Consider the following 15,188-nt stretch of genomic DNA (forward strand, 5'->3'; position numbering starts at 1 on the left):
ACCGCGCCGGTCACCACGGGTGACCGAGCCTGTTTGTTTTGTTTTCACGGCGCCCGCGCGCCGCCGTGAACCCGCGCGGTCGGGGGGAGCATCATCGGGGCCGCCGGAACGCTCGGAACGCGGCGTTGATCCGGCGTTGATCGAACGTTTTTCGACGCGGGGCACGCTCTTCGGCATGCACACCGACACCATCATCCCGGCCGACTCCGACTGGCAGGAGCAGGCGCTGTGCGCGCAGACCGGGGCAGAGTTCTTCTTTCCCGAGCCGGGCAGCTCGGTGCGTGAGGCAAAGCGCATCTGCGGCATGTGCGAGATGCGCCCGGCCTGCCTCGAATACGCGCTGAACAACGACGAGCGTTTCGGCGTCTGGGGGGGCCTCTCCGAGAAGGAACGGCTCAGCCTCCGGCGCGCGGACCGGCACTGACCGGGCACCCTCCCACACGTACGGCTCCGGCACACCCCCACTCGCACCCCACGCACCCCTCACCCGGCCCCACGCACCCCTCACCCGCACCGTCCTCGCGACCGCCGCGCGGCCGGCACACCGCAATTCGGTGCGGCGGCCCGTCAATCGACGCGCCGCCGCGGCCGGAGTGCGGTTAGGATCCGCTGGCGCACCCGGGCGTCGAGCAGAGGCAGACTCGCCGTCTTGGCAAGACGGATACGCCGGTTCGAATCCGGTCGCCCGGGCTGCGTCCGGTCCGCCGGGCCGGGGGAGCGGGGCCCTGTAGAGCAGAGGCAGACTCGCCGCCTTGCCAAGGCGGATACGCCGGTTCGAATCCGGCCGGGGCCACGGCGACGTACACGCGGGGCGGGGACACATGGGCGAGGGCGGCGGGATCCCACAGGACGAGCTGGCGGCATTCCACCGTACGGTCGGCAGGCTGCGGGAACTGCCCGTCGACGACCCGGTACGGCTGCGGGCGGAACAGGTCGCCGCGTCCTTCGCGCGCGACGGGCGACTGCGCAGACGCAAGGCGCGCGGCGCCGAGGTGTCCGCCGCCGACGCGGCGGTGATGGCCGCGACCGCGACGGGCGCGCTCGACCGGCGGGAGGACGCGCCGCTCACGCACGCCGGGGACGGCGCCACCGCGGGGGGCGTCTTCAACAAGTCCCGCACCTGCTACGTCTGCAAGACGCCGTACCGGCAGGTCGACGCCTTCTACCACCGGCTGTGTCCGGACTGCGCGGCCGACAACACCGCCCGGCGCGCGCTCACCACCGACCTCAGCGGGCGGCGCGCGCTGCTCACCGGAGGCCGGGTCAAGATCGGTTTCCAGCTGGCCCTGATGATGCTGCGCGACGGCGCCGAACTCCTCGTCACCAGCCGCTTCCCGCACGACACCGTGCGCCGCTTCCGCGCCGAACCGGGCAGCGGGAAATGGCTGGACCGGCTGACGGTGCTGGCGGTGGACCTGCGTGATCCGCGCCAAGTGCTCGGGTTGTGCGAGCAGTTGCGGCAGGAGGGCGAGCCGCTCGACATCCTGGTGAACAACGCCGCGCAGACGGTGCGGAGGCCCGTCGAGTCGTACGCCCTGCTGGCCGCCGGGGAGCGCGCCGGACTGCCCGAAGGCGCCCGGCAGGCACCGGGGTTCACGCCGTTGCGGGCGCTGGGCGGCGGCCGTGCGGCGCTGCCCGCGGCCCTGCGGGAGGCCGACGAGGCCGGTCTGCTGCCCGACCCGTCTCCGGAGAACTCATGGTCTGCGCGGCTGGGCGACCTCGACCCGGCCGAGGTCCTGGAGACCCAGTTGGTCAACGCGCTCGCCCCGGCGCTGCTCTGCGACCGCCTGCTGCCTCTGCTGCTCGCCTCGCCCCGTCCGCGTCGTTACGTCGTCAACGTGACGGCCGTGGAGGGCCGGTTCGCCGTGCGCAACAAGATGGCGGGCCACCCGCACACCAACATGGCCAAGGCCGCGCTGAACATGCTCACCCGGACCAGCGCGGCCGAACTGGCCGACAAGGGTGTGCACATGTGCGCTGTCGACACCGGCTGGATCACCGACGAGAACCCCGCTCCGAAGAAGGAACGGATGGCGGGCGCGGGGTTCCGCACCCCGCTGGACGTGGTGGACGGGGCGGCCCGGGTGTACGACCCCATCGTGCGGGGCGAGGCGGGCGCGCCGATGTCCGGGGTGTTCCTCAAGGACTACCGGGAGGCGGAGTGGTGAGCGGGGCCGGTGCGGAGGAGGCGGAACGGGGGCCGCTCCCGGGACCGTACGCGGGACCGCTCCTGGGACCGTACGCGGAGCCGCTCCCGGGACCGAAACAGGAGCCGGAGTCTGCGCCGGAGTTCGCGGGCGTGCCGTCCGTCGTCCCGCGTCCCGCGGCCGAACTGGAGCCGCTGCTCGACTGGTTGCGCGGTGGCCGTCCGGCGGGGGAGCGGCTGGACTTCACGGCGGGTACGGCGCTGCCCGACGGGCGCCTCGACCTGTGCAAGCAGGGGATCGGCGCGCGAGGCGCGGCACTGATCGCCGACGCCCTCTCCGAGGGCGCCTCCCCCGTACGGCACCTGCTGCTCGGTACCGACGGGCTCGGCGACGAGGGTGCCGCCGCGGTGGCGGGCGGCGCGGACGTCGAGACGCTGTATCTCGGCTGCAACGGGATCACCGCCGGCGGGGCCTGCCGGATCGCCGACAACCTGCGCGCCTCGCCGCGGGTCGTCACCGGCCTGTGGCTCAAGCGCAATCCGCTCGGCAGCGGGGGAGGGCGGGCGGCCGCCGAACTCGTCGACGTCGCACGGTCGCTGCGCACGCTGGACCTCGTGCAGACCGGGCTCGACGCGGCGGGCGCGGTCGTCCTCGCCGACGCCCTGCTCGCCGCGGCGGAGAACGGCCGCCGTATCGAGCGGCTGTTCGTCGGCGGCAATCCGCTCGGTGCGGCGGGTGCCGTACCGCTGGCCGAACTGATCGACGGCGGCGCGGTCGACGAACTCTACGTGTCGGCGGCGCGGTTGGGCGATGCGGGTGCGCTGCGGCTGGCCGGTGCGCTGGAGCGGGCGCCGTACGGACGACTCACCCGACTTTCCGTCGCCAGCAACGGCATCGGGGCCGGGGCCGCCGCCCGGCTGGTGGCGGCGGCGACCGCGGCGGGCGTGACCCTGCTCGACCTCGGCCGGGTGCGCGCGGCCGCGGTGCTCGGCGCGGCCGACAACCACGTCGACCTCGCGGCGGCCACCACCGTCGCGGACGTGCTGGCGGGCGCCGAACACCGCCTCACCCACCTCGTCCTCACCCACACCGGCATGCGCAGCCGTGAGGCTCACCGCCTCCTCGACACGGCGCCGCGTGCCGTCACCGCGACCCGCTTCGTACTGGGCAGCGGTATCGCCACCAGCGTGAAGCGGCGGCTGGCGGCGCTGAGCGCGCACGTCCCCGCCCCGGCCGTCCCGGCGGACGTCGCCGCCGTACGCAGTGTCCACCGCACGGCGCCTGCCGGGATCGAGGAGCACGGCTAGGGCGTGTTGCGGGTCGGGGGCCTGCGGCTTGGAGCCCGGGGCGAGCGAGGAGCACCGCTGCCGTCAGCCGTCAGGCGTCAGGCGTCAGGCGTGCGGCGGGGCGGGACGGCGTCAGGTGTGCGGGGTGCGGTGGACACGGGGCGACGCGGCCGGGACGGCCGGGTGTCAGCGCCGCATGGCCGTGAATATCTCGGTCCAGAAACGCTGTTGCTGCGCCGACGCACCCACCAGATACGTCGCCCGCAGCTTCGGCGGCAGCAGGGGGACCAGCCGCCCCACCAGCGCCCGGTGCTTCTTCAGCTGGGACAGCTCCGCGTTGGCGAGGATCTGGTGGACGACGTCGCTGTCGTCGGTGCCCTCGTCGGAGTGTCGGGCCGCGCGCCGCAGCCGGGCCTCCCAGGCGTCCGCCTCGCGGGCGAGCTCGCGCAGACCCGTCACCGGGCGTCCGCGCAACCGGTCGACGAGTGCCGTCAGGGACACGGGGGCGTACTCGCCGTCGCCGAGGTAGACCGTCGCCATCTCCAGCTCGAGCCCGTGCCGGTGCAGCTTGATGAGCCGCTCCAGGGTGCGCTTGGTGATCCAGGCACGGCCCTCGTCGTCGATGTCGTTCTTCCACCACTCCAGGACGGTCTCGGCGTCCGAGCCGTACCGCGCGAGCAGCCACTCGTTGGCCGGGATGTCCTCCGGCTCGACCGTCAGGGAGGCCGTGAACCGGCTGGCCTGCGCGATGTTGTTCCGCGCGACCAGGAGCTTGCGGCCCAGGTGGTACGGAGGATTCTGGACGGCGATCTGCGCGCGCAGGTTCTCGATCCGGCGCCCGGCCAGCGACCACTCCTGGGTGATCTCCATCAGCTTGGCGAACGCGGCCTTGTCCTTGGGCCGGTTGTACTCGTCCCAGACGATCGCCTTCGGCTCGGGACCCGTGAAGTTCGCCGCGAGCAGGTTGTCCAGTGTGCCGTCCGCCGACGGGATCGGGGCGCACAGGTCCTCGACGTTGGTCACCGGCAGCGAGAAGTACAGCGGCTCCCGGCCGAGCCCCTCGCGCACCGTCTCCCGTACGAGCTCCGTCTTTCCGCAGCCGGGGGGTCCCTGGAGCAGCACGGTCCAGCGATTGCGCAGCGCCGCCCTGACGACCTGGCGGACCGGGTCCGGGATCGTCGACGGATTGGGCACACCGAGCTCCTCGGCGATCCGGTTCAGGATCTCCGCGGTGCGGTTTCGCCCGGGTCCGCCGTCGGGACGGGGCTCGACGAGGCGCAGCCGCTCTCCGCCCACCAGGGGCAGGGCCCAGCGCAGCGGGAATCCCTCCCGGGCGTTGGCCAGGATGTGGTCGAGGGTGCGCGGTGAGAGCAGCTCGCGCAGCGCGGGGGAGAGGGAGGCCCACAGTGAGAAGACCGGTGTCAGATCCCATTCCCGGTACGCGGCGGACAGCTGGCGGCGCCACGAGGTGTCGTTGGCCGTGACGCGCAGGGTGACCATGCGGTCGAGGAGCGCGAGGTCGCCGCGCCGCGCCGAGGTCTCGGCCAGCGACTCGTTGTCGGTGAGGAAGACGCCGATGCAGCCCAGGGCGCGCAGGTCGTGCTCGCCGAGCGTCCAGTCGCAGGCGATCTGCATCAACTGGGACTGGACCGTGTCGCCGGCCTGCAGCGAGTCGTCGATGAGCAGGACGAAGGGTGTGCCCGGCTTGAGCTGACTCATCACGAGCTGGCGCAGCACGAGTTCACCGCTGTCGGCGTCCCGTACCGGCGCGTTGACCAGCAGGTCGTCCGGGGTGAGGTTGGCCGCGGGCACGTACACCAGCGTGGCGTCGGGGTGGGCGCGCGCCACGTGCGAGAAGAACGTGGCCGTCTTGCCGATACCGTGCTCGCCGAAGATCTGGCCCGTCTGCCCCATGGCGATCAGGGCGTCGATGAACGCCTCCAGACGCGAGGGCACGGGTGCGCCGCGGTCGGTGCGGCCGGGGTCGGTTGCGGTGGTCATCGGTCCTGGTCCTGTGCTGAGGGGAGTCGGCGCGACCCGGTGGTCACTCGGTGGCAGTCCATGGGCGGGCTGTGGGTCTCGGGCCAGTCGCTGCCGCCCTCGGTGATCAGCCAGATCCACTTGTCGGGCTCGGCGGGGGTGATCGGCGGGGCACAGCCGTCGGTGAGCACCACCACGGCGTCCGGACTCACCTCGCAGCGGCGGCCGTTCACCTCCGTGCGCCCCTCGACGTAGTCGGCGACGGCCCCGAAGTCCGTGCCGCCTCCGCCGAGGACGCGGCCGCCCGGCTCGAAGGGCATCACCTCGGCGTCGAAGGACAGCCAGTGCGCCTCGACCCCGTCGATCCGCCCGACGAGGCCGGTGAGCCAGTCGATCACCCGGTTCGGCATGGAGCCCGAGGTGTCGTACGCGATGACGAGCACCTTGTCCCGTACCGGGCCGCGCCGCGAGAGCATCGGCTCCTGGCCGAGCGCCGCGAGCAGCGCGCCCCGCTTCTTGGGGTACACGAGCCGCTCGCCGTCACGGAGTCGCGAACCGAGCACGTCGACCAGCCAGCGCTGCCACCAGTCGACCGTCCGTGTCCGGACGGTCTCGCCGCGCAGGGCTCCGGCGCCGAGCCGTCCCCAGATCCTCGCCGCCCGTGCCGAGGCGTCCTCCGTGCGTCCCATCAGGTCGAGCAGCTCCCGCTCGGCGCCGGTGTGCCCACGGCGGGCCGCGAGCAGGGCGTTGAGCAGCGCGGAGGAGGAGACCTCGTCGACGGTGTCCTGGTCGGCGGGCACCGCGGTCGTCAGATGGACGCACACCCGTCGGGCGGCCACCGGGGGGTGGCGCATCCGCTTCAGCTCGCCGTACACCGTCATGTCCGTCTCGGTGAACTCGTCGTAGCCGACCGGTTCCAGTCCCTGGGCGAGCAGGTCCTGCCGGTACGCCGCGTGGATCAGGCGCGGATCGACGCCCGTGGGGTCGCCGTCGAGCAGGGGCAGGGATTCCCGGCGCAGCCGCACCAGTGCCACGTGGTTGATCGACACTTCGGTGGCCGTCTCGAAGACGGGGTCCGCGCGCAGCTCCGGGTCGGCGAACAGGTGCCGCTGCAACAGATGCCGCGCCTCGTGGAACAGCACGAACTTCACGCCGTCCAGGCCGAGTCGTACGAAGAAGTCCGGGTTGTAGAGCAGCAGGCAGGTGCCGTCGCCCGAGGCCACCACGGCTGCCGTGTCCACCGCGGTTGTGGCCAGTTGGTGGTGGCACTTCGCGTACAGCCAGGAAGCCACCGCCGACTCGGTCAGGCCGAAGTCCAGCAGCGCGGCCTCCTTGAGAAGCCGCGCCTGCTCGACCACTTCCGGGCCGGCCGGTCGGTAGCGCCCGAGCGCCCTGTGGTCCGCCAGATCGACGACGGGCCGCCGCCCCCGCTCCCCGTACGCCATGTCCCGCCCCCGTGTCCGACACCGTGCCCGGTCTCCCCCGTCACCTCCTTGGTATCAGGCCCCACCGACATCGGGCCAAGGCATTACGCTCGACGCCAAGGGCGGGGCCGTAGCGCAGAGGCAGGCGCGGCCGGTCTCCCAAACCAGAGCACGCTGGTTCGAATCCAGCCGCCCCGCCCCCCTCATGCCGCCCCCTCGCCCCGCCGCGCGGGTCAGGCGACGGCCCCGGCGGTCGCGAGCAGCTCGGGGACCGTGCCGTAGTACGTACCGACCAGCTGGGCGAGTACGGCCCAGGCGTCCTCGCGGTCGCCCAGGTGGTCCCGTACCAGCGGCCGCAGTACGTCCTCGGCCTCCCGGACGCGGGCCGGGAACATCGTCCGGCCCATCGACAGCACCCGCAGCACCCGGTCCGCGGGGCTCCACGCCGTCGCGTAGCGCGCGGGACCGTCGAGGACACCCGACTGCCGGACCCGGTGGGTGAACTTCGCGTGCGAGCCGAACCGTTCGCGCAGCGCGGGCGGACAGTCGGGGCGCACGGCCAGCGCCCAGCGCGCGTAACCGGGCAGTGCCCGCTCCGTATCGGCCGCCGCGACCGCCTCCCAGCCGGGGCGTCCCACCACCATGGAGGCGGCCTTCCGCGCCGGGCCCATGGACCGGGAGGCCCGCAGCGCGCCGACGAGTCCGAACCGGCTGAAGTGCTCGGGCACCGGCGGTTCCGGCTCTCGGAGCAGTGACTTGGCGACCGGTACGGCGTGTCTGCGGCCGGGGCCGTGCGGAATTCCGCGCATGATCGCGCGGCGCATCGCGTCGTCCGCCGAGAGATGCCGCCACACCAGGGCGTTGAGTTCCGGATCGTCCTCCTCCAGAACCCACAGCAGTACGGAGGACGGCACGGACGTGCGGGTCCACCAGGAGTACACCGAGCGCCGGGCGTCCAAGGCCTCCTCGGACTCTCCCGACTCGCCGTCGGGCAGGGGCGGCCGCAGGCCGATCCGCCGCCGCACCCGCTCGGCCTGCCCGGCATCGAGCAGACCCAGCAGGAACCCGGCCGCCCGTTCCGACGTGGTGTTGTCATGCATGGCCGCATGATGCCGCAGCCGGGTGCGGGCCCGCACCGGAAAATCGGTGCACCGCGCGGTGCACCGGGAAATCGGTCCACCGTGCCGCAGCCGGCCGGCGCGGGTCCGCGTGGACCGCGCTCCCCGGCGGTACGCGGGGAGCCCGCCGATCCGGGCCCGTCACCGTCGGAGTGGCTGAGAGCACCGCGCCGTCACCCGGTGACCGACGCGCGGGACGCGGCGCCGGCCAGGTGACGGCGTGGGAGTGGGCTGTGAGCGGCCGGGGCCGACGGGCCCCCGTGGTGCGACGGGTGGCGGAGTGTCAGCCGGCGGCGCGCGCGGCCATCCGCGCCTTGCGAGCCGCGAGCTTCTCGTCGAACTTCGAGGCCTCCGCGTCCAGGCCGCGCATGAAGAGGCCGAGCTCCTCCTGGGCCTGCAGGCCTTCGGGGCCGAAGCCGTCCATCTCCAGGACCTTGAGGTGGCGCAGCACCGGCTGCATCACGTCGTCGTGGTGGATGCGCATGTTGTAGACCTCGCCGATGGCCATCTGGGCGGCGGCGCGCTCGAAGCCGGGCATGCCGTGTCCGGGCATCCGGAAGTTGACGACGACGTCGCGCACGGACTGCATGGTCAGGTCGGGGGCCAGCTCGAACGCGGCCTTGAGCAGGTTCCGGTAGAAGACCATGTGGAGGTTCTCGTCGGTCGCGATGCGCGCCAGCATCCGGTCGCAGACCGGGTCGCCCGACTGGTGACCGGTGTTGCGGTGCGAGACGCGGGTCGCGAGCTCCTGGAAGGCGACGTACGCGACCGTGTGCAGCATCGAGTGGCGGTTGTCCGACTCGAAGCCCTCGTTCATGTGCGCCATACGGAACGCCTCGAGCTTGTCGGGGTCGACGGCGCGCGAGGCGAGCAGGTAGTCGCGCATCACGATGCCGTGCCGGCCCTCCTCGGCGGTCCAGCGGTGCACCCAGGTGCCCCAGGCGCCGTCACGGCCGAAGAGCGCGGCGATCTCGTGGTGGTAGCTCGGCAGGTTGTCCTCGGTGAGGAGGTTGACGACCAGCGCGATCCGGCCGATCTCCGTGACCTTCGACTGCTCCTTGCCCCAGGCCTCGCCGTCCTCGAACAGGCCGGGGAAGTTGCGCGCGTCGCTCCACGGGACGTACTCGTGCGGCATCCAGTCCTTGGCCACCTTGAGGTGGCGGTTGAGCTCGGTTTCGACCACTTCCTCCAGCGCGTACAGCAGCCGAGCGTCGGTCCAGGCGGCGGACGGGCTGCCGAGGTGGGGAGAAGTGATCGTCACGGGTGCTCCAGGGGGACGTGGAAGTACTGAGCGAGTTACTGAGCGTGTTACCGGGCGAGCTGGTGAAGCGGATGACTGAACGAACTGCTGAGCGGGGACGAAACCTACGGCATCGTAGGCTACGTATCCGTAGGTTACGAAACCGTAGGTTAAGTTCGCTGTAAAGACTGCCTGATCAGCGGGGTCTCCCAGGCGGTGCCGCGTCTTTCTGGGCTTGTTCCGGAGCCTCATCGACCCGCTCCTGTCTCACGGGTACCGGAGCCGAACGGGTGAGTCGTTCACTCGTTCAGATGTACAACTCCCGGATTCGTACCGAGAGACAGGTCACACAGCCCTCGAGCTTCTCGAACTCGCCGATGTCCACGACGACCGGTTCGTGGCCGAGGCCCGCGAGCAGCTCCGCGGTCTTCGGGGCGCTCGCCGCCATCAGCAGCCTCTCGCCGCCGAGCAGCACGACATGGGCCCCGGACTCCTCCGGTACCGGCAGGAAGCGCGGGAACAGCGACGGCGTGTCCACCAGCGGCTCATGGCCGATCACCGTCCCGTCGGGCAGCGCCGTGACCGCCGACTTCAGGTGCAGCACCTTGCTCACGGGTACCGCGACGACCTGCGCCCCGAGCGGTTCGAGGGCCGCGCGCAGCTGCTGGACCCCGGCCGCGTTGGTGCGTCCGCCGAGTCCCACGTACACCGTGTCGCCGACCTTGAGGACGTCGCCGCCGTCCAGGGTGCCGGGCTCCCAGATCCAGTTCACCGAGCAGCCGAGCCGGGCCACGGCCTCCTCCACCCCGGCGGTCTCGCCGCGCCGGGACTCGGCGCCCGGGCGGGTGATCAGCGCGACGTTGCGGAAGACGACGACGGCGTCCTCCACGAACACCGAGTCGGGGCAGTCGTCGGCCGGATCCACCTCGACGGTCTCCCAGCCGTGCGTGCGCAGGGCCTGCGCGTACGCCTCCCACTGCTCCACCGCCAGGTCGACGTCCACCTTCTCGCGCTCGATGTGCGTCACGAGCCCCTCGGCGAGACGGGGGCTGGGCCTGCGGATGAGTGCTTTCTGGCTGGGCACGTGCGGTCTCCGAATCGGCAGGGTGCGTCGGCGCACATCATGCAGCGCCGTTCGCGCGCGCAACAGCCCCCACCGGACGCGACGCGGCCCGGCCTGATGACGGGAGGCCGCCGGCCGGCCCCGGGAACACCGGGACCGACGCCGGGCGGCCCCGGCGTCCCGACCGACGTTAGCCAGCCCCGTGGGTCCCCGCTATGCGGGAGACCCGACAGCTTCCGGCGTGGTTTCTTTCAGTTCTCCTCCTTCCAGCACCAGCCAGCGTGTGATTCCGATCGACTCCAGGAACGGCACGTCGTGACCGGCGACGATCAGCGCGCCCTCGTACGAGTCCAGGGCTGTGGTGAGCTGCCGGACGCTCGCCATGTCGAGGTTGTTCGTCGGCTCGTCGAGCATCAGGAGCTGCGGCGCGGGATCGGCCAGCATCAGCGCCGCCAGCGCCGCCCGGAAGCGTTCGCCGCCGGAGAGGGTCGCCGCCGGCTGATCTGCCCGCGCCCCCTTGAAGAGGAAGCGGGCGAGCCGCGCCCGGATCCGGTTGTTGGTGGCGTCCGGCGCGAAGCGGGCCACGTTCTCGGCGACCGTCAGCTCGTCGTCGAGGACGTCGAGCCGCTGCGGCAGGAAACGGGTCGGCACATGCGTCCTGGCCTCGCCGGACACCGCGGCCAGCTCCCCGGCGATCGTCCGCAGCAGCGTGGTCTTGCCCGCGCCGTTGCGCCCGATCAGCGCGATCCGCTCGGGTCCGCGCAGATCGAACAGGCCGGCCACCCGTGCGCCGTACCTCAGCTCCAGGTTCTCCAGCGTGAGGACGGTGCGGCCGGGTGGCACGGCCGTGTACGGCAGGTCGACGCGGATCTCGTCGTCGCCCCGGACCGCCTCCACCGCGTCGTCGAGCCGTTCCTTGGCCTCGGCGAGCCGCCCCTCGTGCATGATGCGGTGCTTGCCCGCGGACTCCTGGGCGGCCCGTTTGCGCGCCCCCATGACGATCTTCGGCTCGCGCTTCTGGTCGTTCATCTTCTGGCCGTACCGCTTGCGGCGGGCCAGTTTGACCTGCGCGTCGACCAGCTCCCGCTTCTGCTTGCGCAGATCGGCCTCGGCGACACGCACCATGCGTTCCGCGGCCTCCTGCTCGTCGGCGAGCGCCTCCTCGTACGCGGAGAAGTTGCCGCCGAACCAGGTGACCTCGCCGGAGCGCAGATCGGCGATCTGGTCGACCAGGTCCAGCAGTTCACGGTCGTGGCTGACCACGACCATGACCCCGGACCACGCCTCGACGGCCGCGTACAGCCGGCGCCGCGCGTAGAGGTCGAGGTTGTTGGTGGGTTCGTCCAGCAGCAGTACGTCGGGCCGGCCCAGCAGGAGCGCGGCCAGCCGGAGCAGCACCGACTCGCCGCCCGACACCTCGCCGATGGTGCGGTCCAGCTCGACGTGGCCGAGACCGAGTTCGCCGAGTGTCGCGAGCGCGCGCTCCTCGACGTCCCAGTCGTCGCCGACGGCCTCGAAGTGTTCCGCGGCCGCGTCGCCCGCCTCGATGGCGTGCAGCGCGGCGCGGGTGGCGGCGATACCGAGCACCTCGTCGACCCGGAGGCCGGTGTCGAGCGTGACGTTCTGCGGGAGGTACCCGACCTCGCCGGCGACGCGCACCGTGCCGTCGGCCGGGGTGAGTTCTCCCGCGATCAGCTTCAACAGCGTCGTCTTTCCCGATCCGTTGACGCCGACGAGTCCGGTCGTGCCGGGGCCGAAGGCGATCCGGAGATCGTCGAAGACGGTGGAGCCGTCCGGCCAGGCGAAGGAGAGGGAGGTACAGGTGATGGATACGGACATGGGGCCTCGCGGTTGCTTGAGGGGGTCAAGGGCAACGCGTGTGAGACACCGCGGGGCGACGGCTGAGCGCAAGGAGAGGTGAGAGTCCCGTGACAGAAGGGCGGCTCATGCACCGAGGTCGCACGCCACGCACCGACCGGCCGGAAACGGCGGGTCGTGTGGAGCGGTGTCTTCCGACCTCAGTAGAGCAACGTCCTTCTCCGTTCGACGGCAACAGAACCGCTGTACACCGTAGGAACGGGTACTAGGCCTGTCAACGCATTAACGTGGCCGCCCCCGTCCCCGTCCGTCCCACGAAGGAGCCCCCGTGCCCAACGGCCCGCTGTCGCTGCCCGCCCGGCTCTACCTGCTGTCCTGGGACACCACGCGGCTCAAGGTCACCGGCGAGACCCACCTCCACCATCTGGTCCGCGCCGGCGCGCTCACCGAGCTGGCCCAGCGCGGACTGCTCGCCGACGTGGACGGCATCGCCACGCCGGTGGAGGCCGACGCCCGGACGGGTGACCTCGCCCTCGACGGACTCCTGGAACTCGTCGAGGAGTCCCGGCCGCGGAAGTGGAAGACCTGGGTCACCCTCCGGGCGCGCGTCACCCTTGACGCGGTCCGCGCGCAGCTCACCGCTGAGGGATATCTGCGGGCCGGGAAGAAACGGATGCTGGGGCTCTTCCCGTCCGTCGACCACGGGCTGGAGCGGGTGGCGGCGGTGGACGCGCTGCGGGAGGAGGCGCGGGCGGTCCTGCGGGGGCCTCTGCCGGTCGCGGAGGTCTCCGACCGCGACGCGGCCCTCGTCGCCCTCGCCGCGGCGGCCGAACTGCGCACCCTCGCACCGGGCAAGGACCGCAAGCTGTACAAGGAGCGCATCGAGGAGCTCACCGAACGCAGCGGAGCGGCGGCCCCGGCGCTGAAGAAGGTCATCCAGGAAGTGCGTACGGCGATGATCGTGGCGGCCACCGCGGCCTCGACCGCGGGAGCGGCGGCGGGCGGCTGACCGGGGCGGTGGTGCCGGCCCCTGATGCCGTGGCACGGACATGCGGCCCGCCGCGCCGCCCGGGTTCGCGGGGTTCGCATCGCCGGGGCACGGGGCTTCCGGGGCTAGCGGGACTTGCTGGGCTCGCGTCGGCAGGGCTCGCGTCGTCGGGGCCGTCGACCCGCAGACGCGCACGTCGTTCGCGGCGGGCACCCGGGCCCGCTCCGTCCCCGCGCTCACCGGCTCGGAGCACCGACCGCCGGCGTGCCGGATCGCGACCGGCTCCGGAAACGCGCGCCCGAGACGGCGCACCGTCTCAGCAGGTGCCCCGCATGAGTTCCGCCAGGTCGTGGTCCAGGTCGATCTGGAGGTGCTCGTGCCCGACGGGCACCAGTTCGGTCGTGCGCCGCAGGAAGTCCCGCATCTCGCCCGAGCGCACATGCACCACGGCGGTGCCCTCGGGGGCGTGGAACTCCAGGACGGTGCGGTCGTAGCCGTACGGACGCACCCGTACGTCGCCGTACCCCACGGCGTCCTGCATGCCGGAGGCGAGCAGTTCGCGCGCGAACGTCCAGCACACGTCCACGCCCTCCAGGGTGGCCGGGGCCGGGAAGGTCATCCGGACGGCGAAGGGGTCGCTCCGGTCGTAGTGGAGCGTTGCGGGAATGCTCGGCATCCGCGGCGCGGCGGCGACGAGACGGGCCTCTACGGGCTGCTCGATGACGGTGGACAACGCCTTGCTCCCTTGTGACGGCTGGACGAACTTCGGGCGGATGAGGCCAGGCATCTGAAGAGACGAAAGAACGAGCCGTTCAGTGCACCTGGGACCGGAGTGACATCTGTCACCGAGTCCCCCCTCGCGGTCGCCCGCGGCGGACCGTGATGATCCATTTCCAGTCCCCCGCGTGCCCGCGATACCGGAGAGGACACCAACCGGCGCCCCGGGGTTCCCACCGAGGGCATCTGGACGGCGCCGGGCGAGTGGGCTAGCTTCGCCCGCCATGAGGGGCTTGGGGAAGTCGAGACGTACGAGTCGGGCGGTCACCGTGGGACTGTGCGCGGCCGCGTTCGCCGCCGCGCTGACGGGGGCGGCGCCCGCGCAGGCGCACGGAACCGGGAAGGCCGCCCACTGGGAACTCAAGGACAGCGGCACGGACGTACGGTTCCGCGGACTGTCCGCCGTCAGCCGGAACACCGCCTGGGTGGCCGGATCGAAGGGCACCGTGCTGCGCACCACGGACGGCGGCGCCAACTGGCGCGAAGTCTCGCCGCCCGGCGCGGCCGAACTGGAGTTCCGTGACATCGAGGCGTTCGACGCACGGCGCGCCGTGGCCCTGACCATCGGAGAGGGCGAGGCCTCCCGGGTCTTCCGCACCGACGACGGCGGCGCCACCTGGACCGAGTCCTTCCGCAACACCGATCCGAAGGCCTTCTACGACTGCCTCACCTTCTTCGACCGGCGCCACGGCCTGGCGATGAGCGACCCGGTGGACGGCAGGTTCCGCATCCTGTCCACGAGCGACGGCGGGCGCTCATGGAAGGTGCTGCCCGGTGCCGGCATGCCCGCCGCGCAGGAGGGCGAGGCGGGCTTCGCGGCGAGCGGGCAGTGCCTCGTGAGCGCGGGCCCCCGGGACGTGTGGCTGGCCACCGGCGGAGCGGCACACGCGCGCGTGCTGCACTCCGCCGACCGGGGACTGACCTGGAAGGCGGCCGACACCCCGATCCCGGCCGGCGACCCGGCACGCGGTGTCTTCGCCCTCGCCTTCCGCGACCGCGACCACGGCCTCGCGGTCGGCGGCGACTACCGCGCCGACCAGACCTCCCCCCGGGCGGCGGCCGTCAGCGGCGACGGAGGCCGCACCTGGACCCCGGCCGGCCGGCCGCCGCCCGCCTACCGCTCCGGCGTCGCCTGGCTCCCGCACAGCCGTGCCTCCGCCCTCGCGGTCGGCCCGACCGGCACCGACCTCACGACCGACGGCGGCCGTACCTGGCGGACCCTGGACACCGGTTCGTACGACACCGTGGACTGCACGCCCGACCTGGGCTGCTGGGCCGCCGGTGAGAAGGGCCGGGTGGCGCGCCTGGAGCGCTGATCCCGCGCCGGGGCCGTGCGCCCGGGCGGCG

Annotated in this window: 12 protein-coding genes and 3 tRNA genes; 8 read left to right on the forward strand and 7 right to left on the reverse strand. The window is 72.5% G+C overall.

Annotation, left to right across the window (positions count from 1 at the left end; genetic code table 11):
• The first annotated feature begins 175 nt into the window (after positions 1-175).
• The 5 genes from OHB41_RS39210 (at position 176) to OHB41_RS39230 (ending at position 3,454) form a co-directional block, all read left to right on the forward strand.
• On the forward strand, positions 176-424 hold the full coding sequence (locus tag OHB41_RS39210; RefSeq protein ID WP_168531122.1) for a WhiB family transcriptional regulator: 249 nt from the start codon (positions 176-178) through the stop codon (positions 422-424).
• Between the two features lie 194 nt (positions 425-618).
• Positions 619-690 (forward strand) — tRNA-Ala (locus OHB41_RS39215).
• A 31-nt stretch (positions 691-721) separates the two neighbouring features.
• Positions 722-793, forward strand: a tRNA-Gly gene (locus OHB41_RS39220).
• A gap of 28 nt (positions 794-821) precedes the next feature.
• Positions 822-2,168 carry an SDR family NAD(P)-dependent oxidoreductase gene (locus OHB41_RS39225; protein WP_266704243.1) on the forward strand — a complete coding sequence of 449 codons (1,347 nt, stop codon included), beginning with the start codon at positions 822-824 and terminating at the stop codon, positions 2,166-2,168.
• 131 nt (positions 2,169-2,299) lie between these two features.
• Positions 2,300-3,454 carry a leucine-rich repeat domain-containing protein gene (locus OHB41_RS39230; RefSeq protein WP_266704245.1) on the forward strand — a complete coding sequence of 385 codons (1,155 nt, stop codon included), beginning with the start codon at positions 2,300-2,302 and terminating at the stop codon, positions 3,452-3,454.
• A gap of 165 nt (positions 3,455-3,619) precedes the next feature.
• Here OHB41_RS39230 and OHB41_RS39235 read toward each other — a convergent pair whose 3' ends face one another.
• Positions 3,620-5,434 (reverse strand): AAA family ATPase, encoded by a 1,815-nt coding sequence (locus OHB41_RS39235; RefSeq protein ID WP_266704247.1) that lies wholly within the window; start codon positions 5,432-5,434, stop codon positions 3,620-3,622.
• The gene (locus OHB41_RS39240; RefSeq protein ID WP_266704249.1) at positions 5,431-6,858 is read right to left on the reverse strand and encodes a DUF2201 family putative metallopeptidase; all 1,428 of its coding nucleotides are present in this window, start codon (positions 6,856-6,858) and stop codon (positions 5,431-5,433) included. Before OHB41_RS39240 ends, OHB41_RS39235 begins: the two co-directional genes overlap by 4 nt.
• A 101-nt stretch (positions 6,859-6,959) precedes the next feature.
• On the opposite strand from OHB41_RS39240, the gene OHB41_RS39245 reads away from it, so the two are divergent.
• Positions 6,960-7,036, forward strand: a tRNA-Gly gene (locus tag OHB41_RS39245).
• A gap of 34 nt (positions 7,037-7,070) precedes the next feature.
• Here OHB41_RS39245 and OHB41_RS39250 read toward each other — a convergent pair.
• The 4 genes from OHB41_RS39250 to OHB41_RS39265 form a co-directional block, all read right to left on the reverse strand.
• Positions 7,071-7,937, reverse strand: coding sequence for a hypothetical protein (locus OHB41_RS39250; RefSeq protein ID WP_266704251.1), 867 nt, complete (start codon positions 7,935-7,937; stop codon positions 7,071-7,073).
• A gap of 301 nt (positions 7,938-8,238) precedes the next feature.
• Positions 8,239-9,216: an acyl-ACP desaturase gene (locus OHB41_RS39255; protein ID WP_266704253.1), complete on the reverse strand. Its 978-nt coding sequence runs from the start codon at positions 9,214-9,216 to the stop codon at positions 8,239-8,241.
• 286 nt (positions 9,217-9,502) lie between these two features.
• Positions 9,503-10,279: a dimethylargininase gene (ddaH, locus tag OHB41_RS39260; RefSeq protein WP_266704255.1), complete on the reverse strand. Its 777-nt coding sequence runs from the start codon at positions 10,277-10,279 to the stop codon at positions 9,503-9,505.
• Positions 10,280-10,471: 192 nt separating this feature from the next.
• Complete coding sequence (locus tag OHB41_RS39265) at positions 10,472-12,097, reverse strand: ABC-F family ATP-binding cassette domain-containing protein (RefSeq protein WP_266704257.1); 1,626 nt, start codon at positions 12,095-12,097, stop codon at positions 10,472-10,474.
• 307 nt (positions 12,098-12,404) lie between these two features.
• Between OHB41_RS39265 and OHB41_RS39270 the strand changes: the two genes are divergently transcribed.
• Positions 12,405-13,085, forward strand: coding sequence for a GOLPH3/VPS74 family protein (locus OHB41_RS39270; protein WP_266704259.1), 681 nt, complete (start codon positions 12,405-12,407; stop codon positions 13,083-13,085).
• A 295-nt stretch (positions 13,086-13,380) separates the two neighbouring features.
• Here OHB41_RS39270 and ssgD read toward each other — a convergent pair whose 3' ends face one another.
• Positions 13,381-13,797, reverse strand: a complete 417-nt coding sequence (ssgD, locus tag OHB41_RS39275; protein WP_266706472.1) for a spore wall synthesis regulator SsgD — start codon at positions 13,795-13,797, stop codon at positions 13,381-13,383.
• Between the two features lie 268 nt (positions 13,798-14,065).
• Between ssgD and OHB41_RS39280 the strand changes: the two genes are divergently transcribed.
• The gene (locus OHB41_RS39280) at positions 14,066-15,157 is read left to right on the forward strand and encodes a WD40/YVTN/BNR-like repeat-containing protein (protein WP_266704261.1); all 1,092 of its coding nucleotides are present in this window, start codon (positions 14,066-14,068) and stop codon (positions 15,155-15,157) included.
• Positions 15,158-15,188 lie beyond the last annotated feature (31 nt).

Origin of the sequence: Streptomyces sp. NBC_01571, assembly GCF_026339875.1 — a bacterium.
GTDB lineage: Bacteria > Actinomycetota > Actinomycetes > Streptomycetales > Streptomycetaceae > Streptomyces.

What these genes read in the sequence shown, in the direction of transcription:
- OHB41_RS39210 (WP_168531122.1), top strand. Translation starts at nt 176, where the DNA reads ATGCACACCGACACCATCATCCCGGCCGACTCCGACTGGCAGGAGCAG.
- OHB41_RS39265 (WP_266704257.1), bottom strand. Translation starts at nt 12,097, where the DNA reads ATGTCCGTATCCATCACCTGTACCTCCCTCTCCTTCGCCTGGCCGGAC.
- OHB41_RS39240 (WP_266704249.1), bottom strand. Translation starts at nt 6,858, where the DNA reads ATGGCGTACGGGGAGCGGGGGCGGCGGCCCGTCGTCGATCTGGCGGAC.
- OHB41_RS39250 (WP_266704251.1), bottom strand. Translation starts at nt 7,937, where the DNA reads ATGCATGACAACACCACGTCGGAACGGGCGGCCGGGTTCCTGCTGGGT.
- OHB41_RS39235 (WP_266704247.1), bottom strand. Translation starts at nt 5,434, where the DNA reads ATGACCACCGCAACCGACCCCGGCCGCACCGACCGCGGCGCACCCGTG.
- OHB41_RS39280 (WP_266704261.1), top strand. Translation starts at nt 14,066, where the DNA reads ATGAGGGGCTTGGGGAAGTCGAGACGTACGAGTCGGGCGGTCACCGTG.
- OHB41_RS39225 (WP_266704243.1), top strand. Translation starts at nt 822, where the DNA reads ATGGGCGAGGGCGGCGGGATCCCACAGGACGAGCTGGCGGCATTCCAC.